The sequence below is a fragment of the Streptosporangium nanhuense genome (assembly GCF_059358815.1).
This window is the reverse complement of sequence record NZ_JCADBG010000001.1, coordinates 180,376-204,667: the sequence shown is the minus strand read 5'-3', so window position 1 is coordinate 204,667 and position 24,292 is coordinate 180,376. Positions and strand designations below refer to the sequence as shown.

The window sequence follows — 24,292 nt, the reverse complement described above, 5'->3', positions numbered from 1 at the left end:
GGAGCCTTCGGTCGCCTCAGGAACCGCCGGAAGGCGCGGTGCCCTCGTCCCCGCATTCCATCCGGACCATCTCACCGGTCCTGGGATCCAGCTGGCGCACCTCGTCCAGGCACTTGGGGTCCTCGAGCCGGATGACCTCGACCCTCCACTCGGCGGAGAACGGCCGCTGCCGTTCCACCAGGTGGTCGACGTCCGCGGTGCCGGTGAGGTCCTCCGGGTTCGTGACCTCGGCCTTCAGCACGATGCCGGCGATGGTGTGCCGGGAACCGGGCTCACCCTCGAAGTCCCAGAAGAGGGGCGTCCAGGTGTCGTCGTCCTCGCCGTCGTCGCAGGGCCCCGCCGTGACCAGGCGCCCGTCGATCCACAGCGCGGCCCTGTCCGGTGTCCCCCTGCACTCCATCACCACCCTGACGTGTGGAGCGGTCATCGTGAAGGCGAACTCCTCGCGCACCCCGCCCTCCTTGTACAGCCGCGACGACGCGACCCTCTCGCGCATGACGGGCTCCTCCTCCACCGGGCCGGAAACGGTCTGGGGGGTCCTCTCCGGTCGCGCCATCACCCCGGTCCAGACGTCCTCGGGCATCCAGGTGTCCCGGGCCGACGGTGAGGACACCAGGACCGCGGCGAGCCCGAGGACGGCCACCCCGCCCGTCGCGGCCCAGCGGCGGCGGCGCCTGATCACGCGGACGCGCCGATGGACGTCGGCGACGGTCACGCCCCTCTTGTGACCCTCGCCCTCGCTCCCGGCCTCGTTCAGGATCTCGCGCAGCTCGGATTCGGTGATCGTCATCTCAGCTCCCCGCGGTGATGGTGGCGGTCTCGGAGTCCACCCGCAGCTTGCGCAGTGCCCGGCTGGCCTGGCTTCGTACGGTCGCCACCGAGCAGCCGAGGATCTCGGCGATCTGCTGGTCGGGCAGGTCGGCGAAGTAGCGCAGGACGATCACGGCCCGTTGCCTGTCGGGAAGCCCGGCCAGAAGCTGCCGGACGGCCTGGCGCGTGGTCACCGCGTCCGTCGTGTCGCCGCCCGGCGGCTCCGGCAGGACCGCACTCGGCTGCTCTCCCCGCCATTTGCGCCGCCACCAGGTGGCGTGGGTGTTGGTCAGGATTCGGTAGACGTACGGGTCCGGGTTGTCACCCACCCTGCGCCAGGCGAACCACGCCTTGGTCAGAGCCGTCTGCAGCAGGTCCTCCGCCGTACCCCAGTCACGGCACAGCAGGTAGGCCGTCCGCAGCAGGCGGGCCGAGCGTTGCTCGACGTAGTGCTCGAAGTCAGCCCGATCTCGCATCGGGGATCCTCACTGCTCGGTGTATGTCACCGATCACTACGCGCCGGGGATCCCGGGACGTTGCACGTGTCCCGGAGCTCGCTCGCCGGGGGCCCGGAGCCCGGGGGCCCGGGGGTTTCCGTACGGGCGGGAGCGGGGCCGCCCTCAGTGGCGGGGCGGCTGCGGGGGGTGGGGAGGCTGGGGCGGCTGGGGCGGCGCGGGGTGCCAGGAGTGCGGGTGCTGCGGGTGCTCCTGACGGGAGGGGTTCTGGTGGAGACCGAGACCGAGCCCGAGCTGGTAACGGCCCAGGTCGCCGTCGAGCTCGCCGCGCAGCTCGTTCCACTGCTCCCGCCAGGCGGCCCACGCCTTCTTGAGGGGCTTGGCCTTGGAGTCGCCGATCACCTTGACGTCTCCCATGACGACGTAGGCCCTGACCCTGACGAGCGGCGCGTTCGTGCCCGGGGGCGCCTCGATGACCTGGACCTTCTTGTCGCCCATGATGGCGACGCCGTCGAGCTCGACGTCCACCCCGTCCGGGACGATGATCTTCACGTCGCCCATGACCGCAGTGGCCACGATGTCGACCGCTCCCCCGGTGCGGACCTCGGCCTGGCGCAGGTCCAGCACGACGTCGCCCATCACCGCGACGGCGCCGAGCGGCTTGTCGATCCGCCACGAACCGCGCCGCTTGGAGCTGCCCATCACCGCGACGAACCAGCGCCGCGCCCGGCCTCCCTGCTCCGCCGGGAGCGGAGGATAGGCGGCCGCGGGCACCTGGTGACCGCCGGGCAGGTCGGAGGTGACCACCGCCAGCTCGGCCTGGGTGCGGGCGGTGTAGGCCGCCTCGGTGCGCTCGCTCAGCTCCCCGAGGGTCAGGCGGCCCTCGACGGAGGCCACCCGCAACCGCTCGACGCTGGATTCCCGCTCCGCGTCCGAGACCCGCATTTCCCCGGGATCATTCATAACTCACAACATATCGCGAGTTGTCGCGATAGGGGATCCCTCAAAAGAAGGAAGCCCGATAAACACATCGGATGACGCCTTCTCACCGGGCGCGGGACCGGCGTACGGCCGAGCCGGGGAGGCACGCCATATGATCCGGAGGCATGTACCGAGAACTCCTGGACGCGGTGGCGGCCAACGACGCCGAGCGGGCCGAGCGGCTGCTGCGCGACGGCACGAGCGCCGACCCCGAGGGCGCGGAAGAGCCCACCGCCCTGTACCTGGCATCGAACCGGGGCCGCGTGGCCATCGTGCGTGCGCTGCTGGCCCATGGAGCCGACCCCAACCGGATCAGCGGCGGCGAGGACGAGGGGCTGCCCCTGTCCGCCGCCTCCGCCTGGGACCGTGTCGAGGCCCTGGAGGCGCTGCTGGCCGCAGGCGCCGAGGTGTCCGGGCGGGAGGCCGGCGGGTGGACCGCCCTGCTCTGGGCCGCCGCCAACGGGCGGGCCGGGGCGGCCCAGGCGCTGCTCGCCGCCGGGGCGAACCCCGAGGACGCCACCGAGGGCGGCGACACCGCGCTCACCCTCGCCACCCGGCGCGGCGCCCTGGGCGTCGTTCAGGCGCTGCTGCGGGCGGGCGCCGAGGCAGACCGGCCCGACGGCGACGGCGACACGCCGCTGTCCATCGCCTACGACTGGCTGGGCACCCAGCTGGAGAGCGCGCTCCTGGAGCAGCTCACCGAGCAGGTCCCCGAGGACTCGCAGTTCGTCGTGGGCCGCAGCAGGGCCAAGGACGGCACCGACCTGGTGACCGTCGCGGCGGTGGGCCCCGACGGGACCCGCCTGGCCGAGCTCACCTGCCAGCGCGGGCACGCGGCCGTCGCCACCCTGCTGGAGGACGCCACGGGCGAGCGGCTGCCGTTCGACGAGCTGGTCGAGCGGGCGATGCCCTACCGCGACGTCGACGAGGAGGCCGAGACCTGGTGGACCGTGGCGAGCTCGCTGAGCGAACGCGGCGACGGGGAGACCTTCGACGCGGCGGCGCGGCTGTGCTCCAACGAGGACCCGCGCAAGCGTGAGTTCGCCGTCGACGTGCTCGCCCAGTTCGGCTTCACCGAGGACGAGAAGCCCTACCTGGAGGAGGCGCTGCCGGTCCTGCGCCGGATGGCGGCCACCGAGGGCGACGAGCGGGTGCTGCGCTCGGTGCTCGGCGCGCTCGGCCACCACGCCGACCCGCGCGCCCTGCCCGAGGTGCTGGAGATCATCACCGCCGACGGCTGGACCCGCACCCAGGCCGATCCCGCCGCGCTGGCCGCCGTCCTGCCCACGGGCCACGCCGAGGGGCTCGAACTGCTCATCTCCATGACGCGGGACCCCGACGCGGAGGTACGCGACTGGGCCACCATGGGCCTGGCCGGGCTGCCCGAGGACAGCGAGCTGATCCGTGACGCGCTGGCCGCCAGGCTCGACGACGAGGACCTGAACGCGGTCGCCGAGGCCACCCGCGGCCTGGCCACCCGGGGCGACGCGCGGGCCCGGCGGGGCGCCGAGCGCGTGCTCGCCGAGAGCGACGAGGACGACGACTACCTCCGCGACCTGGTCAAGAACCCCTGACGCGCGGTCCGGGCCTCCCGCCCGGACGGCCACCCCGCCCCCGCACCCCGCACCCCGCACCGCGGTCCCGTCCCCGTCCCCGTCTCGGCGTCGTCGAGGCGGGGACGGGCCGTTCGGCGCGGCCGAAACGGATTCGGAGCACTCGGCGCGACCGAAACGCCCGGCACGGCCGGGGGGTGGGGGCCGTCGTCCGTGCCCCTGACCGGCCGGGGCCTCCGCGTACGGCGGGATGAATCTTCGGAGACCAGATGTCCACCTATGGACGAAAATCGGATATAGCGCCCAACCGACGGCGCCAACCCTTCCGAAGGGTGTTGAGATAGGCGCAAAGGCCGGCGACGAGCCGGATGATCCACCGGAGGCCGCACGTGACCCATGACGTCTTCAACCAGGCTCACCCGCTCACCGGGCACGACGTGTCCGCCGACGCCGCCCTGATGGACGGCGTGGCGCGCGAGGGCGCGGGGTGGGCCACCGGGGAACTGCGCCGGCTCGGCCTTCTCGCCGGTTCCGAGCAGGCCCAGGAGTGGGGACGGCTGGCGAACGAGCATCCCCCCGTCCTGCGCACCCACGACCGCTACGGGCGGCGGATCGACGAGGTGGAGTTCCACCCCGCCTGGCACGAGCTGATGACCGTCGCCGTCGACAACGGCATGCACGCCACCCCGTGGTCGAGCGCCAGGCCGGGCGCGCACGTGGCCCGCGCCGCCAAGTTCTACGTCTGGAGCCAGGTCGAGGCCGGGCACGGCTGCCCGATCTCGATGACCTACGCCTCGATCGCCGCGCTGCGCCACAGCCCGGCGCTCGCCGCCGACTGGGAGCCCCTGCTCGCCTCCCGGAGCTACGACTTCGGGCTGCGCCCGCCGCTCGGCAAGCGCGGCGTGCTCGCCGGGATGGCGATGACCGAGAAGCAGGGCGGCTCCGACGTGCGCGCCGGCACCACCCGCGCCGAACCGCAGACCGACGGCAGCTACCTCCTGACCGGCCACAAGTGGTTCAACTCCGCCCCGATGTGCGACGTGTTCCTGGTCCTCGCCCAGGCCCCCGGCGGACTGTCGTGCTTCCTGCTTCCCCGCGTCCTTCCCGACGGCACCCGCAACGCCGTCCAGCTGATGCGGCTGAAGGACAAGCTGGGCAACAGGTCCAACGCCAGCGCCGAGGTGGAGTACCACGGCGCGACGGCCTGGCTGGTGGGCGAGGAGGGCCGGGGACTGCGGACCATCCTGGAGATGGTCAACATGACCCGGCTCGACTGCGTGATCGGCTCCGCGGCCGGCATGAGGCACGGCGTCACGCAGGCCGTCCACCACGCCCGGAACCGGGGCGCGTTCGGCAGGAAGCTGGCCGACCAGCCGCTGATGCGCAACGTCCTGGCCGACCTGGCCCTGGAGTCGGAGGCGGCGACCGTCCTGATGACGCGGCTGGCCGGGGCCACCGACCGGGCCATCGCCGGCGACCAGGCCGAGGCCGCGTTGCGCCGCACCGCGCTGGCCGTGAGCAAGTACTGGATCTGCAAGCGCGCCCCGGTCCACGCGGCGGAGGCGCTGGAGTGCCTGGGAGGCAACGGCTACGTCGAGGAGTCGCAGATGCCGCGGCTGTTCCGCGAGTCGCCGCTGAACGGCATCTGGGAGGGGTCGGGGAACGTCGCGGCACTGGACGTGCTGCGCGCCCTGGGCCGCGAGCCCGAGGCCCAGGAGGCGTTCTTCGCCGAGGTCGCGCTCGCCGCCGGGGCCGACCGGCACCTGGACGCCGCCGCCGACCGCCTGCGCAAGTCCCTGGACGACACCACCGACTTCGAGCTGCGGGCCCGGCGTGTCGCCGAGGACATGGCGCTGGTGCTGCAGGGCTCCCTGCTCGTCCGGCTGGCTCCCGCGGCCGTGGCCGACGCCTTCTGCGTCTCCCGCCTGTCCGGCGACGCGGGACGCGCCTTCGGCACCCTGCCCCCCGGCCTGGACCTGGACGTCCTCGTCGAGCGTGCCTCGTTCTGACCCCTGCCCCCCGGCTTCGGGGACAACGGGGCGCTCCGGGTCACGGCGAGGTGACGACGCCGAGTAGGGTCGGTCATGGCCAACGGTTCATGATCGAAAGGACAAATCGCCATGGCGACGACACGTACCGCGACGACTCAGTGGAAGGGCGCGCTGCTCGACGGTTCGGGCAGCGTCTCCCTCGACTCCTCCGGGGTGGGCACGTTCGACGTGTCCTGGCCCTCGCGCGCCGAGCAGGCCAACGGCAAGACCTCCCCGGAGGAGCTCATCGCGGCGGCCCACTCCTCGTGCTTCTCGATGGCCCTCTCCCACGGGCTGGCCCAGGCCGGCACCCCGCCCCAGACCGTGGAGACGAAGGCCGACGTGACCTTCCAGCCCGGCGAGGGCATCACCGGGATCGTCATCTCGGTCCGCGCCCAGGTTCCCGGCCTGACGGCCGAGCAGTTCCAGGAGGCGGCCGAGACCGCCAAGGCGAACTGCCCGGTGAGCAAGGCCCTCTCGGGCACGACGATCAGCCTCAACGCCGAGCTGCTGAGCTGACCGAGGTCACGCTCTCGCTTTCGCTCTCGCGAGCGGGATGACGGGGTGACGGCGACCGGACCGCTCCGCAGGCGTCCACCACGGGTGGCCGTCCCGGAGCGGGCGGTCGCCTCGAACCGGTCACCGAGGGTGGTCGGCCGCGAGCCGATCACGACGCCTTCGCGGCCACGCGTGTACCGCCGGTCACGCGCGGTCGCGTGGCGTGCACGGAAAAGGGAGATACGGAAAGCACGCCGTAGCCCGGATACGAAACTCCTCAATACCGCCTTAAAGTGACAAGGGCGGAAACACCCTGCACATAGGGGCCTGACCAGAGGAGAATAGGGTCACATGCGCGCAGTCTGGCCGGGAGAGTCCTATCCGCTCGGCGCCACCTGGGATGGCGTCGGTACCAACTTCTCACTGTTCTCCGAGGTAGCGGAGCGTGTCGAACTCTGCCTTTTCGGAGATGACGGCCGCGAGGAGCGCGTCGAGCTGACCGAGGTCGACGGGTTCGTCTGGCACGGCTACGTCCCGGGGATCATGCCGGGGCAGCGGTACGGCTACCGCGTCCACGGCCCCTACAACCCCTCCCAGGGGCACCGGTGCAACCCTTCCAAGCTGCTCCTCGACCCCTACGCCAAGGCCGTCGAGGGTGACGTGAAGTGGAACGAGGCGATGTTCTCGTACCAGTTCACCGATCCGGGCAACCGCAACGACGAGGACACCGCCCCCTTCATGCCGAAGAACGTGGTGATCAACCCGTTCTTCGAGTGGGGCAACGACAGGTCGCCCCGGACCCCGTACCACCAGACCGTCATCTACGAGGCGCACGTGCGCGGGCTCACGATGCGCCACCCCGCGGTGCCCGAGGAGCAGCGCGGCACCTACGCGGGGCTGGGTCACCCGGCGGTCATCGAGCACCTGCTGAGCCTGGGCGTCACCGCGGTGGAGCTGATGCCGGTGCACCAGTACGTGCCCGAGCACGCGATGGTGGCCCGGGGGCTGACCAACTACTGGGGCTACAACACGATCGCCTACCTGGCCCCGCACGCCGCCTACTCCGGCTCGGGACAGCGCGGCGAGCAGGTGCTGGAGTTCAAGGCGATGGTACGGGCGCTGCACGAGGCGGGGATCGAGGTCATCCTCGACGTGGTCTACAACCACACCGCCGAGGGCGACCACATGGGGCCCACGCTGGGTTTCCGCGGCATCGACAACCGCTCGTACTACCGCCTGCACGACGGCGACCGGCGCTACTACCTCGACTACACCGGCTGCGGGAACTCCCTCAACGTCCGCTCGCCGCACGCCCTTCAGCTGATCATGGACTCGCTGCGCTACTGGGTGCTGGAGATGCACGTGGACGGCTTCAGGTTCGACCTGGCCTCCGCCCTCGCCCGCGAGCTGCACGACGTCGACCGGCTGAGCGCCTTCTTCGACCTGATCCAGCAGGACCCGGTGATCTCCCAGGTGAAGCTGATCGCCGAGCCGTGGGACGTGGGGCCCGGCGGCTACCAGGTGGGCAACTTCCCGCCGCTGTGGATGGAGTGGAACGGCAAGTACCGCGACAGCGTGCGCGACTTCTGGCGCGGGAGCGGGTCCGCGCTGCCGGAGTTCGCCTCCCGGCTGACCGGGTCCGCCGACCTCTACGCCATCTCGGGGCGCCGCCCGGTGGCCTCCATCAACTTCGTCACCTGCCACGACGGGTTCACCCTGACCGACCTGGTCTCCTACGACCACAAGCACAACGAGGCCAACAAGGAGAACAACCGCGACGGCACCGACGACAACCGGTCGTGGAACTGCGGGGCCGAGGGCCCGGTGGAGGACCCGGAGATCGTGACCCTGCGCCGGCGCCAGCGCCGCAACCTCCTGGTCACCCTGTTCATCTCCCAGGGCGTGCCGATGCTGCTGGCCGGCGACGAGATCGGCCGGACCCAGCACGGCAACAACAACGCCTACTGCCAGGACAACGAGACCTCCTGGGTCGACTGGTCGCTGGTCAGGAGCGAGGGGGACCTCCTCGACTTCGTCAGGAGCCTGTCCAAGCTGCGACGCGAGCACCCGGTGTTCCAGCGGCGCCGCTTCTTCCACGGCCACAAGGCCGACGACGGGACCCGCGACATCGTCTGGCTCACCCCGGCCGGCGAGGAGATGACGGCCGGCGACTGGCACACCGGCTACGCCAAGTCGCTGACCGTCTTCCTGAACGGCGACGCCATCACCGAACCGGGCACGCGCGGCGAGCGGATCGCGGACGACTCGTTCCTGCTCCTGATCAACGCCCACCACGAGGACATGTCCTTCGCCCTGCCCGAGGCGAGGTACGGCAAGCGGTGGCAGCGCGTGCTGGACACCGCGGACGACGGTCCCGGCGAGGCCCCGTTCGCCTCACCGGGCGCCGAGGAGTCGTGGCCCGCCGAGGCCTCGGTGGAGGTGACCGCGCGCTCGGTGCGGATCCTGCGCTGCCCGCGCCTGTGACGCCGTATCCCCTTGCCCTCGCACTCCCCCGCCCCCGTGTCCCTCAGGGCCCGTGTTGTCAGGGCCCGTGTTGTCAGGGCCCGTGTTGTCAGGGTCCGTGTTGTCAGGGTCCGTGTTGTCAGGGTCCGTGTTGTCAGGGTCTGTGTTCTCAGAGCCCGTGTTGTCAGACCCCGGACGCGACCGCGGCGGTGAGCAGGACGAGGACGAACGTCGTCAACCCCACGGCGCCGTGCAGCAGGACGGCGACCATGGGGAAGCGCTGCTCGGCGCCGCGCGCGTGGCGGCCACCGCCCAGCCAGCGGGTGAACATCGTGAAGCCCAGCAGCGCGGAGGCCGAGAGCACGCCGAACGACAACCAGGCGAAGAGCGGCTCCAGGGTGAGCACGTAGACGACCCAGCAGGCCAGGGCGGAGACCGCCAGGACCGGATGAGCGAAGATCAGCAACGTCGGAAACCTGGTGACCTTGGTCGCCTGCTGTCGCAGCCCTCCCCTGGAGAGCCACACGTACAGCAGGTAGATCCCGACGATCGCGGTGATCAACCATGTCACGATCGCGACAAGCCCCACACAGCCCTCCCGTGTCTCCCAGGATGAATCATGTATCGGGAGCCGACCGAAGTCACTACAAGCCGTCACAACCGTTATCGACCGCACAGGGAAAGCTCACAGACCGCCTCCGCGCGAAGGTGAGGCGGCCGTCGCGCGAGGGCGGGACGACCTACGTGCGGAGGTGGGCAGCCTACGTGCGAAGGCGGGCATAAGGCTCCGCGCGGAGGTGGGCAGCCTACGTGCGGAGGTGGGCAGCCTACGTGCGGAGGTGGGCAGGCGCCGTGCGAAGGTGGGGCAATGCGCCTCATCCATCCTGAGAGCTCGGCCGAGGTCGACCTCGCGCGGGCCTACGCCTACCCGACCGGCCAGTGCCTCCGGATCAACATGGTCGCCAGCGCCGACGGCGGGACCTGGCTGAAGGGATTGTCGGGCGAGCTGTCCGGCAGGGGCGACCGCCAGGTCTTCTGGGTGCTTCGCGGGCTGGCCGACGTCATCGTGGCCGGGGCCGCGACCGTGAGGGCCGAGGGGTACGGCCCGGCACGGTCCAGGCCGTCGTGGCGGGGGCTGCGCGAGGGCCGCCCGGCCGTCCCGCCGGTGGCGGTGATCACCCGCGGGCTCGACCTCGACCTGTCGGGCCCGCTGTTCGCCGAGGCGGAGCCGGACGCGCGGACGATCGTCATCACCTGCGAGGCCGCGCCCAGGGAGCGCCGCGAGGAGGCCGCCAGGCACGCCGACGTGATCGTGGCCGGGGACGAGCGGGTGGATCCGGCGCTGGCGATGCGCGAGCTCGCTGAGCGCGGCCTGAGCCGGGTGCTGTGCGAGGGCGGCCCCAAGGTCAACGCCCAGCTGGCCGCCGCGGACCTGGTCGACGAGCTCTGCCTCACGGTGAGCCCGGTGCTGATCGGCGGGGACGCCGCCCGGGTCCTCGACGGCCCCTCCTCGCTCGCGCGCCTGCGCCTGGCCCACGTCCTGGAGGACGAGGGGTTCCTCTTCACGAGGTACGTCCGGCGGCGCGAAGAGGCCGTGACCCTGTGACCCCGTGACCCCGCGACTCCGCGACTCCGCGACTTTCGCGACCTCGTGCACCGGGACCAACCGGCACCGTGACCCCGGAGCTCGGCGACACCGCGACACCGCGACGGGGCTTCAAGGAAATTCCGTGATCCGCGAGGCCGGAACGACATCCGTATGGACATCACCGTAAAGAAACGATATATCTCGAATATGCCTCGAACCTCTTCCTCCGGTGACGAACTGCGCGCCTCGATCGAGGCCCGCCGCGACCTCGGGCCGGAGTACGAAGACTCCCTCGTCGAGGGTTTCCTGGAGAAGATGGACCAGGAGATCGACAAGCGGGTGGACGACCGGATCGCCGCCCGCGCGCGCAAGGAGAGCCCCGCGGTCCGTCCCTCCGTGGACGCCGGGCAGCGGCTGGCCCTGGCGATCATCTCTCTCGGGCTCGGCGTGCCGGGAACGATCGCGGTGTCCTTCTCCGAACTGGGCGACTCGCTCCTCGGGTTCATCCTGGTGCTCATGTGGGTCGGGATCATCAGCGTGAACGTGTCGTTCACCCTGGGACGACGCCGTCAGGGCTGATCCCCGCCGCCCGCTTCCGCGCAGGGGAACACGCCCGGGAGATCTCCGGTGGCGGGGACGGAAGCGGGTGGGTCCGCCCCGGAGCCGCCTCGGCGGCGGGACCGGGCACTCAACGGGACGGACCGCACAATCACCTGCCGTACCCACCGGTGTCCGGGCGCTGGCGCGCCACCCGAACGGTGGCATCGTGGCCGATCCGCGGCATGCGGGACGACCGACAGATGATCTCACCCCTCAACGGGAGGGTTAATCACCCTCCACATATTTAAAGACGCCAAAACGGTCATCAAAGGATGCTTCGCCCGTCAAGATTTTTCCAGGCGTACCGGCCGGGCGTCCCGCTCCCGCGTCCGCTCCGGCGACCGCATAGGCTGGTGCGATGGACAAGGTGGTAAAGAGCGACGCCGAATGGCGCGTCCAGCTCTCTCCCGAGGAGTTCCACGTGCTCCGCCAGGCGGGGACCGAGCGTCCCTTCACCGGAGAGTACGTCGACACCAAGACAGTGGGCGTCTACAGCTGCCGGGCCTGCGGCACCGAACTGTTCCGGTCCGACACCAAATTCGACAGCCACTGCGGCTGGCCCAGCTTCTACGAGCCGTCGAAGTCCGAGGCGGTGACGCTGATCGAGGACCGCTCCATGGGCATGACCCGTGTCGAGGTCAGGTGCGCGACCTGCGACTCGCACCTCGGTCACGTGTTCCACGGCGAGGGCTACGGAACCCCCACCGACGACCGCTACTGCATCAACTCCGTCTCGCTGAGGCTGGAGCCCGTCGAGTAGGCTGCCGGATCACCCACAGAAGGCCCCGCCGGACCGGCTCTGGCGGGGCCTTCACGCGCTCGGGCAGTCACATCGCCCCATCCGGGAGGTTAGCCGACCACCAGGAGGGGCAAAGCGAGATGACGCCTAGTACCCGCACATCTCCGTAGCGTGTTCGCCTAAGGAGGCCCCGTGCATCTCCGCCACAGATGGGAGATCATCGAGACCATCGGCCGGGTGGTCACCCAGCGCTGCTCGATCTGCGGCAGGACCCGGGTCCGGGTGATCTCGGCGGCACGCCGCGTCGACTATCGCGGACTCGGGTAGGTGAGGCGGCAGTCGGAGTCGTCGGGGCCGAGGATGTTGGCCAGGACCGGGTTGCCGTTCTCCCCGAACTCGGCCTGGACGAAGACCACGGGGCTGGGCACGCCGAGCTCTCCGACGAGATAGTCGACGCCCGCCTCGCAGAGCTTGATCGCCTGCTTCGAGTTGTTCGCCGTATCCGGCAAGTCCGTATATATCCGCAGATAGCCGCCGACCATCCGGATGTCCTTGACCCGCTTGGTCACCTTGCGGCTCTCGAAGTAGGCCACCGCCTTCTTGTCGGTGTGCTTGGAGGGCCCCGAGGCCTCGGTCTCCCTGTCCTTCTGGCGCTTCTTCTCGGTCTTGGCCCGCTGCTTGGCCGCCGCCTCGCTCTCCTTGCCCTTCGCGCCCTTGCCGTCCACCTCGGCGGCGACCACCCCACCGGCCGCGGGAGCCCCGGGCGGCGCCAGGGCGGCCACGCCGCCGGGAACCGGTGCCCGGGCAGTCCCGCCCGCGGGGTCCGCCCCACCGGAGAACCACACGCTCACCCCGAGGGCCCCCACCGCGAAGGCGGCGACGGCCACCGAGATCTCAAGCACGTGCGAGCGCGACTTCTTCCTCCGGCGCCCCCGAGCACGCCGCCTGGACCGTGCCAGACCTTCGCCCCTTTTCACCCATGGCCTCACATAGACAGGTGATTTTCCCCGAGTATGACAAAGCCAAGTAACGGTAAAGAGACCTTCGCCGAATTATTTTTCACCCCGACGCCACAGGGGACACGCCCTTCACCTCGCGAAACTCCCGGAGCTTCCGGGGCTTCCAGGAGCCCTGAGGACTTCCCGAACCCGCGGAGTTCGGGGGCTCGCGGCTTTCACGAAACTCACGGGACTCACGAGGCTCACGGGACTCACGAGGCTCACGGGACTCGCGGGGCGGGCGGGTTCCGCGAGGCTCACGGGACCGGCGTACTCGCGGGGACGGCGGGTTCACGGAGATCACCGCACGGCGCCCCCCGCCGCCGGGCCGGCCCGGCGGCGGCAGAGGAGCGTGCGACAAAGAGCGTGCGCCGGAGGGGCGCGTGACGAAGGGGCGCGAAGGCTACGGCAGCGTCGCGACCAGCTCGCTCAGCGGCTTGCGGACCCCCGTGAAGAAGGGGATCTCCTCGCGGGTGTGCCGCCGGGCCTCGGCGCCGCGCAGGACGCGCATCAGGTCGACGATGCGGTGCAGCTCGTCGGCCTCGAACGCCAGCATCCACTCGTAGTCGTTCAGCGAGAAGCAGGCGACGGTGTTGGCCCGCACGTCGGGATAGTCGCGGGCCATCCTGCCGTGCTCGGCGAGCATCCGGCGGCGGTCGGCGTCGTCCAGCAGGTACCACTCCAGGGAGCGCACGAACGGGTAGACGCTCACGTACGCCCGCGGCTCCTCCTCGGCCAGGAAGGCCGGGATGTGCGACTTGTTGAACTCGGCCGGGCGGTGCAGCGCCATCGCCGACCAGACCGGCTCGGTCAGCTGCCCCAGGCTGGTGCGGCGGAAGCGTGAGTAGGTCTCCTGCAGGTCCTCGGCCGTCGGGGCGTGCCACCAGAACATGAAGTCGGCGTCGGCGCGGAAGCCCGCGACGTCGTACAGGCCGCGGGTGACCACGTCCTTGCGCCCCATCTGGGCCATGAGCTCCTCGACCTCGGCGGCCATGCCCTCGCGGTGTCCCGGGCAGCGCTCCTTCACCCTGAAGACCGACCACATCGTGTAGCGGATCACCTGGTTCAGGTCGCGCGCCTTGGGCCGCGGGTTCCCGTCCGTCATCGTCACCCCTTTGTCAACGAATCGGTGCTGTCCCGCCATTCTCCCGTGGGATCGAGGTGGTCGAGAATCCGGGCCGCCGCGGTGCGGGCGGTGGCGACGCAGGCGGGGATGCCGAGGCCGTCGTAGGCGGCGCCGCACAGGGCCAGGCCCGGCTGGTCGGCCGCGGCGGCCCGGATGCGGGCCACCCGGTCGAGGTGGCCCACCTCGTACTGCGGCAGGGAGCCTCCCCAGCGGGTCACCCGCGAGTCGCGGGGCAGCCCGCGCACGCCCATGACCTCGACCATCTCGGCCATCGCCAGCGCGACCAGCTCCGCGTCGTCGCGCTGGAGCACGGCCTCCTCGCCGATCCTGCCGATCGAGCAGCGCAGCAGGACCAGGTTCGGATCGCTACCGGCCAGGTGCGGCCACTTGACCGAGCTGAACGTGGCGGCCTTGATCGGGCGCCCGTCGACGGCCGGGACCAGGTAGCCGCTGCCGGTCGGCGGCCTGGGGAACGCTTCGCGCGGATAGGCGAGGGTGACGATGGCCATGCTGGCGTACTCGATCCGGGCCAGCTCGGCGGCGGCCCGGGGCACCTCCGCGGCGAGCAGGCGGCTCGCCGCGGGGGCCGGTACGGCGACGATCACCGCGTCGGCCTCGACGGTCTCCGGGGCGGGGACGGGACCGGTGACCAGCAGCCAGCCGTCCTCGGTCCTGCGCAGCTCCCTGACCGTGACCCCGGTCCTGATCTCGGCCCCCGAGGCGGCGGCGACGGCCTCGGGCAGGCTGCCCATCCCCCGGCTCAGGGTGGTGAAGACGGGCCCGGCGTCCTTGGGGGCGTCGTCGGCGATCTCCTTGGCCGCGGTGAGCAGCGACCGCTCGGACCTGGCCGCGATGGCGATCCTCGGCATGGTCGCGTCCAGCGAGAGCCGTTCGGCCCTGCCCGCGTAGACGCCGCCGAGCAGCGGCTCGACGAGCCGGTCGACCACCTCCTCGCCCATCCTGGCCCGGATGTAGGCCGCCACCGACACGTCGTTGGTGACGCGCGTGGCCGGGAGGATGTGGTCCAGCGGCACCCTGGCCAGGCCCGCGGGGCTCAGGACGCCCGACCTGGCCAGCGCGAGGACGTCGGAGGGCACGCCCATGACGTGCCCCTCCGGCATGGGCCGCAGCGCGCCCCTGCTCAGGATGCCCGCCTTGGTGGTGCCGGGAAGCCTCAGCTCCTCGCCCAGCCCCACCATCCTGGCCAGTTCCTTGCCCTCGGGCCGCCGGGCGAGCATCGCCTCGGCCCCCGCGTCCATCGCGACGCCCGCCACCTCGGTGGCGTGGAGCTTGCCGCCGATCCGCGGGGCGCCGTCGAGGACGGTCACCCTGAGGTGCTCGCCACGCCCCCGCAGGTGCCACGCGGCGGCCAGCCCGGCGATCCCGCCGCCGACGACCACCACATGCCTCCGCTTGCCTTCCATGACCCCAGACCGTACCGGTCCCCCCTGCCGCCCGCGCATCCCGCCCGGCGCCCCTGGCGCCCCCGTGACCCGACGGCGCGCAGAACGTGACGCCATCGTGACTGCCCCTCGCCGAACCCGTCCACGGCGGCCCTCGTCATGATGTTCATGAGCAGATTCCGGTACGGCCCGCGCCTGGCGGCCCCCCTGGTGGGCCTGGCGCTGTTGGTGTCCGCCTGCGGGGGCAGCGAATTGCAGAGCACGTCCGGCGCCGCGGCACCCGCCGCCGACTTCGACGCCGGCGGCTCCCGCGTACGTGCCCCCGAGGCGGAGTCGGCCGCCAGGGACGACGCCATGAGCAAGGACGCTGTGTCTCAGGCGTCCCCGGCGTCCCCGGCCGGCCCCCGGGACACCGCCCAGGTGCAGGTGGTCCCCGAGGACCGGGCGATCGTCTACACCGCGGAGATGACCATCAGGGCCAAGGACGTGACCGCCGCGTCGGACCGGGCCCGGCAGATCGTCACCACCGCGGGCGGCTACCTGGCCAGGGAGAGGTCGGACGCCCACTCCAACGGCGAGGGCTCCGCGACGCTGGTCTTCAAGATCCCCCCGGGGAGCTACCCGGGAACGCTCGACCGCCTGGGCAAGGACCTGGGCACGCGCGAGTCGCTGCAGCAGAACACCAAGGACGTCACCGAGCAGGTGGCCGACGTGGAGAGCCGGCTGAAGTCGGCCAGGGCCGCGCTCGACTCGCTGCGCACGCTGCTGAAGCGGGCCAACACCATCGGCGAGGTGCTCGACGTGGAGCGGGAGGTCTCCAACCGCGAGAGCGAGCTAGAGTCCCTCCAGGCCAGGCAGCGGACCCTCGCCTCGCAGACGAGCATGGCGACGCTGACGCTGAACCTGGTCGGCCCGGCGGCGGTGGTCGAGAAGGAGGAGGACGAGCCGTCCGGCTTCCTCGCCGGCCTGCGGACGGGATGGAGGGCCTTCGTCACCGCCGCCAAGGTCGGCCTGACGCTTCTGGGCGTGCTGCTCCCGTGGCTGGTCCTGATCGGCCTGCTCTGGCCGGTGCTGGCCTTCCTGCTCCGCCTGCGCCGCGGCAGGCGGGGGCCGGTCACCCCCGCGCCCTCGGCCCCGGCTCCCGCGCCGGTCGAGGGCAAGCGCGAGGACGAGGACGAGGAGGACGAGGACGAAAGGGACGGCGACGAGGGGCCCGTCCCCGTGAGCCCGAGAAAGGACGGCGCCCCCGAGTGAGTGCCCCCGGCTGAGTGCCCCCGGGTGAGCGCCCCCGGGGATGTGGATCGGCCGGGCGGGTCCCCGGGCGAGCGGTCCCGGGTGAGCGCCCCCGGGGATGTGGATCGGCCGGGCGGGTCCCCGGGCGAGCGGTCCCGGGGAGCGAGCGGGTCAGCGGGCCGGCCCCCGGGGGCGGGCCGGTCAGCGGGCCGAGGCCTCGTGGACGAAGTCGGTGAGACGGGCCAGCTGGTCGGGGTCGGTGCCGGGCAGCACCCCGTGCCCCAGGTTGAACACGTGGCCCTCGGTCTTGGCCGCGCGGGCGAGGATGTCGCCCGCGCGGCGCTCGACGACCTCCCACGGGGCGAGCAGGATCGCCGGGTCGAGGTTGCCCTGCAGCGCCTTGCCCGGGCCGACCCGCGACGCGGCCTCGTCGAGCGGGACCCGCCAGTCGACGCCCACGACGTCGGCCCCCGCCTCGCCGAGCAGGCCGAGCAGCTCGCCGGTGCCGACGCCGAAGTGGATGCGCGGGGCGTCGGAGGCGGCCAGGCCCGCGAAGATCCGGCTGGTGTAGGGCAGGACGAACTCCCGGTAGTCGTCGGGCGAGACCGCCCCCACCCAGGAGTCGAAGAGCTGGACGGCGGAGACCCCGGCGGCGAGCTGCACGTGCAGGAAGCCCAGGGTGATCTCGGTCAGCCGGTCCATGAGGGCGTGCCACAGGTCCGGCTCGCCGTACATCATGGCCTTGGTGTGGTCGTGGTTCTTGGAGGGGCCGCCCTCGATGAGGTAGGACGCCAGCGTGAACGGCGCTCCCGCGAAACCGATCAGGGGGGTCGCGCCCAGCTCCCCCGTCAGCGCCCGGACGGCCTCGGTGATGTAGGAGACGTCGTCGGGCTCGATCGGGCGCAGCGCCTTGGCCGCCTCGGCGTCCCTGATCGGCGCGGCCACGACCGGCCCGACACCGGGCTTGATGTCGAGGTCGACGCCGATCGCCCTGAGCGGCACGACGATGTCGCTGAAGAGGATGGCCGCGTCCACGCCGTAGCGGCGGACCGGCTGCATCGTGATCTCCACGACCAGCTCGGGGGTGGCGCAGGCGGTGAGCATCGGCACCCCCTCGCGGAGCGCCCGGTATTCGGGCAGCGAGCGACCGGCCTGGCGCATGAACCACACCGGGGTGTGGGAGACGGGCCGGCGGCGGCAGGCACGCAGGAAGGCGGAGTCGGCGGGCTCGGAAGTCACCCCACCAGGGTGCCATGTCAGGGGACCGGTCGGCTCCCCAAGGCCGCCGACCGGTGAGACCAATACGAAATCACCGGCTATTCAATGAGATCGAACCGCACACCACCCGGGCACTACCAAGTGATGACAATGATCGCGTCTTACCGGTTTTGAGAGCTTCGTCCACTGAAATCCGATGTTGGTACGCGGGAGGTGACATCACGCGGAGCGAAGCGATCATGTTTCCGGGTACAGTTCCACCCATCGGCGATCCTGGCCCGGCCCCCGGCTGGTCCAAATGTTCGCCAAGTCACCGCGCGGCATCGATTCCCGCACCACTTTGGGGACACGCCGAGCACGCTGCGCGGAAATGTCGGCGCGACGTGCCAACGTCGGACCACGACCCGACGAAAGGCCCGTGCGATGTCCACCATGTGGAGTTCACCCGAACATCGCGGTGAGCACCGTGCCTCCTGCGCCCGCGGGCGGGTTCCCGAACCACGACCCCACTCCGGCGATCACGGCCGGGACGGGCACCGGGAACGGCCCGGCGCCGGACGGGTCCGCGCCAGGCGCGGTCACGCGCTCTTCCTGGGAGTTCCCGTCGGCGGGGTCGCCTCCGCCCTCCGCAGGCCGCCGGCAGCGGCTTGATCGGTCCCCATGGCTCCTACACACACCCCAGTGGTCCCCATGCGCTCAGTTTCGACCTACGCTTCCGATATGACCGTCGGTGACGCGCCGCCCGCTCCCGCCGCCTTCAGGCGCGCGGTGGCGAGCTTGCGCCCCGCGGAGGTCAGGCCCGAGATCGAGCTGGAGGACATCCCGGCCCCGCAGCGCCTGGCCCCCTACTCGGCCGCGATCGGCGCGTCGGTCTACCGAGACGACGACGAGCTCGCGGTCGGTCGCCTCATCGTGCTCTTCGACCCCGACGGCCAGCGCGGCTGGGACGGCCAGTTCCGGCTCGTCGCCTACGTGCGGGCCGACATGGAGCTGGAGATCACCGAGGACCCGCTGCTCGGCCCGGTCGCGTGGAGCTGGCTCACCGAGTCGCTCGACGCGCACGACGCCGGATACGCCGCCGCCGGAGGCACCGTCACCCGGGCGGTCTCCGAGGGCTTCGGCAACAAGGCCGAGGACCCGGTGACCACCGAGCTGGAGCTGCGCGCCTCCTGGTCACCGTTGCAGGAGGACCTCTCGGGCCATGTCGCCGCCTGGTGCGACCTGATGTGCCTCGCCGCGGGCATACCACCCCTGCCACCCGACGTGGCGGCGCTGCCGCCCCGCCGTCGCGAAGATCCGGAGCCCTTCAGAACGTGACCGATGAGACGACCGTAGTCCCGCTGCTGGAACCTCGCGAGGGAATCCCACCCGTCGTCGAGGACCCGGCCGCTCTCGCACGCGTGGTGCGTGCCTTCGCCGAGGGCACCGGCCCCGTCGCCGTCGACGCCGAGCGCGCCTCCGGCTATCGCTACAGCGGCCGCGCCTACCTGGTCCAGCTGCGCCGCGCCGGCGCGGGCAGCGCCCTGATCGACCCCATCCGCTGCCCCGACCTGTCGGGGCTCGACGCGGCGCTGGCCGACGCGGAGATCGTGCTGCACGCGGCCTCCCAGGACCTGCCGTGCCTGGCGGAGGTGGGCTTCCACCCGCGCGAGCTGTTCGACACCGAGCTGGCCGGCCGGCTGCTCGGCTACGAGCGGGTCGGGCTCGGCCTGATGGTGGAGAACGTCCTCGGATTCAGGCTGGAGAAGGGCCACTCCGCCGCCGACTGGTCCACCCGCCCGCTGCCCGAGGACTGGCTGCGCTACGCCGCGCTCGACGTCGAGGTCCTGATCGAGCTCCGCGACATCCTGTACGAGGAGCTGGCCTCCAGCGGCAAGCTGGCGTGGGCGCGGGAGGAGTTCGCGGCCGTGCTCGCGCACAAGGCCCCCGCCCCGCGCTCCGACCCGTGGCGGCGCACCTCGGGGATCCACAAGGTCCGCTCGCTGCGCGGGCTGGCGGTGGTGCGGGAGCTGTGGACGCTCCGCGACGGGCTCGCCCGCGAGTCCGACGTCGCCCCCGGCCGGGTCCTGCCCGACTCGGCGATCGTCACGGCCGCCCTGGAGCTGCCCCGCACCACCAAGGCGCTCACCGACATCCCGCCGTTCACCGGCCGCAGCGCCCGGCGGCACCTGCGCGACTGGCTGGCCGCGATCGGCACCGCCCGCTCGCTGCCCGACGCGGAGCTGCCGCAGCCCAGCACCCCCGGCGACGGGCCGCCGCCGGCCAACCGGTGGATGGACCGCGACCCGGTGGCCGCCCGCAGGCTGGCCGCCGCCAGGGCCGTGGTGGCCGCGCTCGCCGACGAGCACCACATGCCCGCGGAGAACCTCATCCAGCCCGACGCGGTGCGCCGGCTGACCTGGGAACCGCCCCCGGTCATCGACGACGAGGCGGTGATCGCCCGGCTGCGCGAGCTGGGCGCCCGCGAGTGGCAGATCGGGCTGACCGCCCATCCGATCGCCAAGGCGCTGCTCCGCCTGGAGATCAAGGGGCAGGCGTGAGAGCCCCCGCCTTTACAAAGTAGATCATTAATCGTTCGTCCCCGAGCCCGAGCGGCAACGCCCCGCTCGGGCCGGGCCCTTCGCCTCATGGAACGTTCCAGCTCAGCTCGGGAAGGCCGCCGGAAGGGACCACAACGCGAGCCTTTCCGCCTCGTCCTCCTCCGCGGACGGCTCCGTCCGCACGTAGGGAATGGCGCACCACACCGTCCGGCCCAGCCCCGGGCCGTGCTCGCGGGTTCCCCAGCGCCCGCCGGAGAGCCGGTCGACGATGAGCAGGCCGCGCCCGCGCCTGGCCCCGGGGGGCTGGTCCGCCGGGATGTGCGGGACGCGGGAGGCGGAGCCGGGATCGGAGACCTCGACGTGGACGGAGTCGAGGGTGGCGGTCAGCGTCAGCCCGATCAGGTCGTCGACCAGCCCGTGGTCGGCGTGCTCCACGGCGTTGGCCAGCAGTTCCGAGACCACCTGGACGACGTCCGGCAGAAGGACGTGGTCCGGGCCGAGGGCCTGGCGCGTCTCGCGGCGCGCCTGCCCGACCGACTCGTAGGCGCTGTCCAGAAATACCTCCGCGAGCTTTCCCGTTTCCATGCCCGAAGCCCTCCAGCCGGTCTCACGAATCGCCGTCGTCACGTCCGCCCCCGTGGGGATCCCCCCACAGGACGACTACCCTTCGTGTCCGGCTCGACACGCGCCCGCCCCGCGCTTCCGGGCCCCTGCCGGGCGCCCGGGAGGGAACCCGTGACATTCACCCGCACCGATCTCGATGTCGGCCTCTCCCGGGAATGCGATTCGGTGTGGAGTCCGGCGGGCACGCGACGCCGCCGGATGCCATGAAACCGGCGCGATCACCCTCCCGACGACGCCACGCCTCCGCGAGGCGGGCCCCGGTGTCACCGGCCGCCTTCGTGACCGCGGACACCGGGCGCGTTGCCCGTACCCTCGCGCCGGTGTGGCGGAGGTCACGGGAGAGCGCTTCGACGTGCTCGGATGCCCGGGAGAGCCGTTCCGGGGGAACCTGGTCCCTCTCGTATCCTGGGGCCATGGCGTATCCGGTGACAGAGATGGACGACACCGCCTCCGGCACGTGCGAGCAGGGCCGCGCGCTCATCCGCGACGTGCTCGAACGGATCGGCGACAAGTGGTCGGTGGTCGTCATCTGCCGGCTGGGCGGCACCACCCGGCGGTTCAACGAGCTGCGCCGGATGAGCGAGCCCATCACCCAGCGCATGCTCAGCGCGACACTGCGTGGACTGGAGCGGGACGGCCTGGTGACGCGGACCGTCCACGACACCACCCCGCCGCGGGTCGACTACGCGCTGACCCCGCGCGGGATCAGCCTGCTCCAGGTCGTCCGCGACCTGGCCGGATGGGCGGGAGACAACGCCGCCGGGATCGTGGACTCCAGGACGGCCTTCGACGCCCGATGACCCGGGCGTCCCCGGACTTCCCGAAGGCCGTCCGGCACGGGCGCCGTCGCACCGGCCGTACGGCACAGTCGGCCCGGCCGGGCGACTGCGGGCCCCCGAAGGCCGTCCGGCGCGACGACGGCGTCACGCCCGCGGGGGCGACTCCCCCGAACCCCGTACGAGGAGCTCCACCGGCACCGTCACGCGGCGGACCGGGCGGCCGGGGTCGGCGATGCGGGCCAGGAGCATGTCGATCGCGGTACCGCCGATCGTGGTGGCGTCCTGGGCGACCACGGTCAGGTCGGGACGCAGGCTGGTGGCGAGCTCGGAGTCGTCGAACCCGACCACGGCGACGCCCTCCGGGCCGCCCCGGAGGCAGCGCAGCACCTCGACGCTGGTGGTGGCGTTCCCCGTGACGACGGCGGTCGCCGGGGACGGTCCCGACAGGACCGCGCGGACCGCCGAGGCGATCCGGTCCGGCTCGATCCTGCCGGGGTGGACCATCCCGTCGGCGGGGGCGCCGTGCGCCGCGAGGCAGCCGCGGAAGGCCGCGGCCCGCTCGTGGCCGGTGAAGATGCGCTCGTCGTCGCCGATGTAGGCGATGCGCTCGTGGCCGTGGCGGACGAGGTGCCCGAAGGCGAGCTCGATGCCCGCGACGTTGTCGGAGAGCACGCAGTCGACGTCGAGGCCGTGGACGGGCCGGTCGACGGCGACGAGCGACAGGCCCGCGTCCAGCTCGGGGATCAGGTAGTCGTGCCCGCTCCCTATGGGTTCGAGGATGATCCCGTCGAAGCGGCGCCGGCACATCGACATCACGACGTCGCGCTCCAGCCGCTCGTCGTCCTCGGTCGAGGCGGCCAGGACCATGAGCTTGGCCGCGCGCGCCGCGCGCTCCAGGGCCTGGAGCACGGGGTTGACGTGCGAGAGCTGCCGGACGGCCGCCCCCAGGGTCCCGGTGACGCCCAGGCGCAGCTGGCGGGCCCGCTCGTCCGGCTGGTACTCCAGGCTGGCGATGGCGGCGTGGACCCTGGCGACCAGCTCGGATCCCACGGTGGGGTCCTGGTTGACGACGCGGGAGACGGTGCGCAGCGCCACCCCGGCCTCGCGCGCCACATCGACCATCGTCGGCCGGCGACCTCGGCGCTTGCCGTTCACAGTGCCCTCCATGCCCTCCGTGCCCGCCATACCCGCCATGTCTTCCACACCCTCTTTACCCTCCACGCCCGCCGAGAGGCGACCGGCTCGGTCCGGCGTGACCAACCCGTTGCCGAGCCCCCTCTTGAAACCTGGCGGTAACACCCTACCCTTCGAGATAACGTTATCTCGCCTCCGCTTCACGAACTCGAAGCCGGAGCAAGGAGGGCTGCGCTTTGCGTAGATCAATAGCATTTGGCCTGGTCACCCTGCTCACCGTGAGCGGGTGCGGCATGGGTGCCGAGGCAGGTAGGCCCGCCGCCGGCGGAAACGTCACGCTGAGCTTCCTGGTGTTCGAGACGCCGAACCTCGACGCGGCGTTCTGGGACGCGGCGATCGCGCGGGCGTCCGCGAAGGTCCCCGGCGTGACCATCAAGAAGCTGGTGACGCCGAACGTGGACCGGACCGGCTACGCCAAGCAGCTGGACGCCTCGGGGAACCTGCCGGACATCCTGCAGTCGGTCAACCCCGCCGGGTTCGCGCAGGCCGGCAAGTTCGCCGCCTTCACCGCCGAGGAGCTCAGGAACTTCGTCGCGCCGACCGCGGGCGCCGTCGCGGGCAAGGTCTACCAGCTGCCGTACAACACGCAGGTCATCCCGGTCGTCTACTACAACAGGACCAAGTTCGAAGAGGCGGGCATCACCGAGACGCCGACGACCTACCAGCAGCTGCTGGACGTCTCCGCCCGGCTGAAGGCGAAGAAGATCACCCCGTTCGTGGTCGGCGGCGGCGGCGCGGACACCTGGGCGGACATGTATCCGCTGACCGGCACCGTCGCCACGGACGTCTACGCCAAGACCCCCGACTGGCTGACGCGGCGGGCCGCCGGGTCGGTGAGGTTCACCGACCCCGCCTTCACCTCGGCCGCCCAGAAGGTCGCCGACCTGGCGAAGCGGGGCTACATCGACCCCGCGGGCCTGAGCCGCTCGTACGCCGACACCGAGCAGGCCTTCCGCGACGGCAAGGGCGCCATGTACCCCATGGGCTCCTGGTTCGCGACCTCGGCCGACAACAAGAAGCCGGACTTCGAGATCGGCGCCTTCCCCTGGCCCTCCGACGACGGCTCCCTGGTCGTGCCGACCTTCACCGGCGGCGGCACCTCCGTCAGCGCCACCGCGGCCGACGTCGCCCTGGCCAAGAAGTGGGCGCTCGCCTTCGACGAGGACCGGGCGAACAACGACGCGTTCGTCAAGGCCGACGGCTCGATCCCGGCGATCAAGGGTTACACGCCCCCGGCGGACATGGGCCCCGTCTACAAGGCGACCGTCGAGATCTACGAGCGGGGCATGAGGGAGAACGCCATCGTCAACGCCTTCTCCCAGGAGACCGGCGACGGCTCACTGCCCCCGGGCCTGGCCGACAAGACCGCTGTCGCGGTCCAGGACCTGATCACCGGCGAGAAGCCGACCTCGGAGTTCACGGCCTACCTGGACGACCAGTGGGCGAAGGCGACGCAGTAG

24 protein-coding genes are annotated in these 24,292 nt (G+C 71.8%); 13 read left to right on the top strand and 11 right to left on the bottom strand.

The window, feature by feature from the left end:
* Positions 1-16: 16 nt before the first annotated feature.
* The 3 genes from AC5L38_RS00835 to AC5L38_RS00825 all read right to left on the bottom strand — a co-directional run bounded on the left by AC5L38_RS00835 (position 17) and on the right by AC5L38_RS00825 (position 2,228).
* On the bottom strand, positions 17-790 hold the full coding sequence (locus AC5L38_RS00835) for a hypothetical protein (protein WP_495240776.1): 774 nt from the start codon (positions 788-790) through the stop codon (positions 17-19).
* A gap of 1 nt (position 791) precedes the next feature.
* On the bottom strand, positions 792-1,286 hold the full coding sequence (locus AC5L38_RS00830) for a SigE family RNA polymerase sigma factor (protein ID WP_495240775.1): 495 nt from the start codon (positions 1,284-1,286) through the stop codon (positions 792-794).
* Positions 1,287-1,430: 144 nt separating this feature from the next.
* Positions 1,431-2,228, bottom strand: coding sequence for a DUF1707 SHOCT-like domain-containing protein (locus AC5L38_RS00825; RefSeq protein WP_495240774.1), 798 nt, complete (start codon positions 2,226-2,228; stop codon positions 1,431-1,433).
* Between the two features lie 143 nt (positions 2,229-2,371).
* On the opposite strand from AC5L38_RS00825, the gene AC5L38_RS00820 reads away from it, so the two are divergent.
* From AC5L38_RS00820 to glgX, 4 genes are all read left to right on the top strand, one after another.
* Entirely contained in the window at positions 2,372-3,820 is a 1,449-nt protein-coding gene (locus AC5L38_RS00820) for an ankyrin repeat domain-containing protein (protein ID WP_495240773.1), read from the top strand.
* Positions 3,821-4,167: 347 nt separating this feature from the next.
* On the top strand, positions 4,168-5,808 hold the full coding sequence (locus AC5L38_RS00815) for an isovaleryl-CoA dehydrogenase (protein ID WP_495240772.1): 1,641 nt from the start codon (positions 4,168-4,170) through the stop codon (positions 5,806-5,808).
* Between the two features lie 111 nt (positions 5,809-5,919).
* Complete coding sequence (locus AC5L38_RS00810; protein WP_329083919.1) at positions 5,920-6,348, top strand: OsmC family protein; 429 nt, start codon at positions 5,920-5,922, stop codon at positions 6,346-6,348.
* 330 nt (positions 6,349-6,678) lie between these two features.
* Positions 6,679-8,811, top strand: a complete 2,133-nt coding sequence (glgX, locus tag AC5L38_RS00805) for a glycogen debranching protein GlgX (protein WP_495240771.1) — start codon at positions 6,679-6,681, stop codon at positions 8,809-8,811.
* 163 nt (positions 8,812-8,974) lie between these two features.
* Here the strand turns inward: glgX and AC5L38_RS00800 are convergent, their stop codons facing one another.
* Positions 8,975-9,361 carry a hypothetical protein gene (locus AC5L38_RS00800; RefSeq protein ID WP_495240770.1) on the bottom strand — a complete coding sequence of 129 codons (387 nt, stop codon included), beginning with the start codon at positions 9,359-9,361 and terminating at the stop codon, positions 8,975-8,977.
* Between the two features lie 297 nt (positions 9,362-9,658).
* Here AC5L38_RS00800 and AC5L38_RS00795 point away from each other — a divergent pair, with 297 nt between their 5' ends.
* From AC5L38_RS00795 to AC5L38_RS00780, 4 genes are all read left to right on the top strand, one after another.
* Positions 9,659-10,396: a pyrimidine reductase family protein gene (locus AC5L38_RS00795; RefSeq protein WP_495240769.1), complete on the top strand. Its 738-nt coding sequence runs from the start codon at positions 9,659-9,661 to the stop codon at positions 10,394-10,396.
* Positions 10,397-10,585: 189 nt separating this feature from the next.
* Positions 10,586-10,957: a hypothetical protein gene (locus AC5L38_RS00790; RefSeq protein ID WP_495240768.1), complete on the top strand. Its 372-nt coding sequence runs from the start codon at positions 10,586-10,588 to the stop codon at positions 10,955-10,957.
* Positions 10,958-11,336: 379 nt separating this feature from the next.
* Entirely contained in the window at positions 11,337-11,738 is a 402-nt protein-coding gene (gene msrB, locus AC5L38_RS00785; protein ID WP_389917571.1) for a peptide-methionine (R)-S-oxide reductase MsrB, read from the top strand.
* A gap of 171 nt (positions 11,739-11,909) precedes the next feature.
* On the top strand, positions 11,910-12,044 hold the full coding sequence (locus AC5L38_RS00780) for a hypothetical protein (protein ID WP_495240767.1): 135 nt from the start codon (positions 11,910-11,912) through the stop codon (positions 12,042-12,044).
* Here the strand turns inward: AC5L38_RS00780 and AC5L38_RS00775 are convergent.
* The 3 genes from AC5L38_RS00775 to hemG form a co-directional block, all read right to left on the bottom strand.
* A complete protein-coding gene (locus AC5L38_RS00775) occupies positions 12,026-12,619 on the bottom strand; it encodes a hypothetical protein (protein WP_495240766.1) in 594 nt (197 codons plus the stop codon). The two genes, AC5L38_RS00780 and AC5L38_RS00775, sit on opposite strands and share 19 nt — an antisense overlap.
* 499 nt (positions 12,620-13,118) lie before the next feature.
* Positions 13,119-13,820: a hydrogen peroxide-dependent heme synthase gene (gene hemQ / locus AC5L38_RS00770; protein WP_495240765.1), complete on the bottom strand. Its 702-nt coding sequence runs from the start codon at positions 13,818-13,820 to the stop codon at positions 13,119-13,121.
* Positions 13,821-13,822: 2 nt separating this feature from the next.
* Positions 13,823-15,265 (bottom strand): protoporphyrinogen oxidase, encoded by a 1,443-nt coding sequence (gene hemG / locus AC5L38_RS00765; protein ID WP_495240764.1) that lies wholly within the window; start codon positions 15,263-15,265, stop codon positions 13,823-13,825.
* A gap of 147 nt (positions 15,266-15,412) precedes the next feature.
* Here hemG and AC5L38_RS00760 point away from each other — a divergent pair, with 147 nt between their 5' ends.
* On the top strand, positions 15,413-16,498 hold the full coding sequence (locus AC5L38_RS00760) for a DUF4349 domain-containing protein (protein ID WP_495240763.1): 1,086 nt from the start codon (positions 15,413-15,415) through the stop codon (positions 16,496-16,498).
* A gap of 180 nt (positions 16,499-16,678) precedes the next feature.
* On the opposite strand, the gene hemE is transcribed toward AC5L38_RS00760, so the two are convergent.
* Together hemE and AC5L38_RS00750 are read right to left on the bottom strand one after the other, a co-directional pair.
* Positions 16,679-17,716 (bottom strand): uroporphyrinogen decarboxylase, encoded by a 1,038-nt coding sequence (gene hemE, locus AC5L38_RS00755; protein WP_495240762.1) that lies wholly within the window; start codon positions 17,714-17,716, stop codon positions 16,679-16,681.
* A 420-nt stretch (positions 17,717-18,136) separates the two neighbouring features.
* Positions 18,137-18,277: a hypothetical protein gene (locus AC5L38_RS00750; protein ID WP_495240761.1), complete on the bottom strand. Its 141-nt coding sequence runs from the start codon at positions 18,275-18,277 to the stop codon at positions 18,137-18,139.
* A 138-nt stretch (positions 18,278-18,415) separates the two neighbouring features.
* Here AC5L38_RS00750 and AC5L38_RS00745 point away from each other — a divergent pair, with 138 nt between their 5' ends.
* Positions 18,416-19,012, top strand: a complete 597-nt coding sequence (locus tag AC5L38_RS00745; protein WP_495240760.1) for a DUF3000 domain-containing protein — start codon at positions 18,416-18,418, stop codon at positions 19,010-19,012.
* Positions 19,009-20,235, top strand: a complete 1,227-nt coding sequence (locus AC5L38_RS00740; RefSeq protein WP_495240759.1) for an HRDC domain-containing protein — start codon at positions 19,009-19,011, stop codon at positions 20,233-20,235. The genes AC5L38_RS00745 and AC5L38_RS00740 overlap by 4 nt, the downstream gene beginning before the upstream one ends.
* Positions 20,236-20,337: 102 nt before the next feature.
* Here AC5L38_RS00740 and AC5L38_RS00735 read toward each other — a convergent pair whose 3' ends face one another.
* Entirely contained in the window at positions 20,338-20,820 is a 483-nt protein-coding gene (locus AC5L38_RS00735) for an ATP-binding protein (RefSeq protein WP_495240758.1), read from the bottom strand.
* Positions 20,821-21,272: 452 nt separating this feature from the next.
* Here AC5L38_RS00735 and AC5L38_RS00730 point away from each other — a divergent pair, with 452 nt between their 5' ends.
* Positions 21,273-21,659 carry a winged helix-turn-helix transcriptional regulator gene (locus AC5L38_RS00730; protein WP_495240757.1) on the top strand — a complete coding sequence of 129 codons (387 nt, stop codon included), beginning with the start codon at positions 21,273-21,275 and terminating at the stop codon, positions 21,657-21,659.
* Between the two features lie 123 nt (positions 21,660-21,782).
* Here the strand turns inward: AC5L38_RS00730 and AC5L38_RS00725 are convergent, their stop codons facing one another.
* Positions 21,783-22,805, bottom strand: a complete 1,023-nt coding sequence (locus AC5L38_RS00725) for a LacI family DNA-binding transcriptional regulator (protein ID WP_495240756.1) — start codon at positions 22,803-22,805, stop codon at positions 21,783-21,785.
* 203 nt (positions 22,806-23,008) lie between these two features.
* On the opposite strand from AC5L38_RS00725, the gene AC5L38_RS00720 reads away from it, so the two are divergent.
* A complete protein-coding gene (locus tag AC5L38_RS00720) occupies positions 23,009-24,292 on the top strand; it encodes an ABC transporter substrate-binding protein (protein WP_495240755.1) in 1,284 nt (427 codons plus the stop codon).

Bases quoted from the DNA above. Each gene is read 5' to 3' on its own strand.
- AC5L38_RS00835 (WP_495240776.1), bottom strand. From the start codon at position 790: ATGACGATCACCGAATCCGAGCTGCGCGAGATCCTGAACGAGGCCGGG.
- AC5L38_RS00830 (WP_495240775.1), bottom strand. From the start codon at position 1,286: ATGCGAGATCGGGCTGACTTCGAGCACTACGTCGAGCAACGCTCGGCC.
- AC5L38_RS00825 (WP_495240774.1), bottom strand. From the start codon at position 2,228: ATGAATGATCCCGGGGAAATGCGGGTCTCGGACGCGGAGCGGGAATCC.
- AC5L38_RS00820 (WP_495240773.1), top strand. From the start codon at position 2,372: ATGTACCGAGAACTCCTGGACGCGGTGGCGGCCAACGACGCCGAGCGG.
- AC5L38_RS00815 (WP_495240772.1), top strand. From the start codon at position 4,168: ATGATCCACCGGAGGCCGCACGTGACCCATGACGTCTTCAACCAGGCT.
- AC5L38_RS00810 (WP_329083919.1), top strand. From the start codon at position 5,920: ATGGCGACGACACGTACCGCGACGACTCAGTGGAAGGGCGCGCTGCTC.
- glgX (WP_495240771.1), top strand. From the start codon at position 6,679: ATGCGCGCAGTCTGGCCGGGAGAGTCCTATCCGCTCGGCGCCACCTGG.
- AC5L38_RS00795 (WP_495240769.1), top strand. From the start codon at position 9,659: ATGCGCCTCATCCATCCTGAGAGCTCGGCCGAGGTCGACCTCGCGCGG.
- AC5L38_RS00790 (WP_495240768.1), top strand. From the start codon at position 10,586: ATGCCTCGAACCTCTTCCTCCGGTGACGAACTGCGCGCCTCGATCGAG.
- msrB (WP_389917571.1), top strand. From the start codon at position 11,337: ATGGACAAGGTGGTAAAGAGCGACGCCGAATGGCGCGTCCAGCTCTCT.
- hemQ (WP_495240765.1), bottom strand. From the start codon at position 13,820: ATGACGGACGGGAACCCGCGGCCCAAGGCGCGCGACCTGAACCAGGTG.
- hemG (WP_495240764.1), bottom strand. From the start codon at position 15,265: ATGGAAGGCAAGCGGAGGCATGTGGTGGTCGTCGGCGGCGGGATCGCC.
- AC5L38_RS00760 (WP_495240763.1), top strand. From the start codon at position 15,413: ATGAGCAGATTCCGGTACGGCCCGCGCCTGGCGGCCCCCCTGGTGGGC.
- AC5L38_RS00745 (WP_495240760.1), top strand. From the start codon at position 18,416: ATGACCGTCGGTGACGCGCCGCCCGCTCCCGCCGCCTTCAGGCGCGCG.
- AC5L38_RS00735 (WP_495240758.1), bottom strand. From the start codon at position 20,820: ATGGAAACGGGAAAGCTCGCGGAGGTATTTCTGGACAGCGCCTACGAG.
- AC5L38_RS00730 (WP_495240757.1), top strand. From the start codon at position 21,273: ATGGCGTATCCGGTGACAGAGATGGACGACACCGCCTCCGGCACGTGC.
- AC5L38_RS00725 (WP_495240756.1), bottom strand. From the start codon at position 22,805: ATGGAGGGCACTGTGAACGGCAAGCGCCGAGGTCGCCGGCCGACGATG.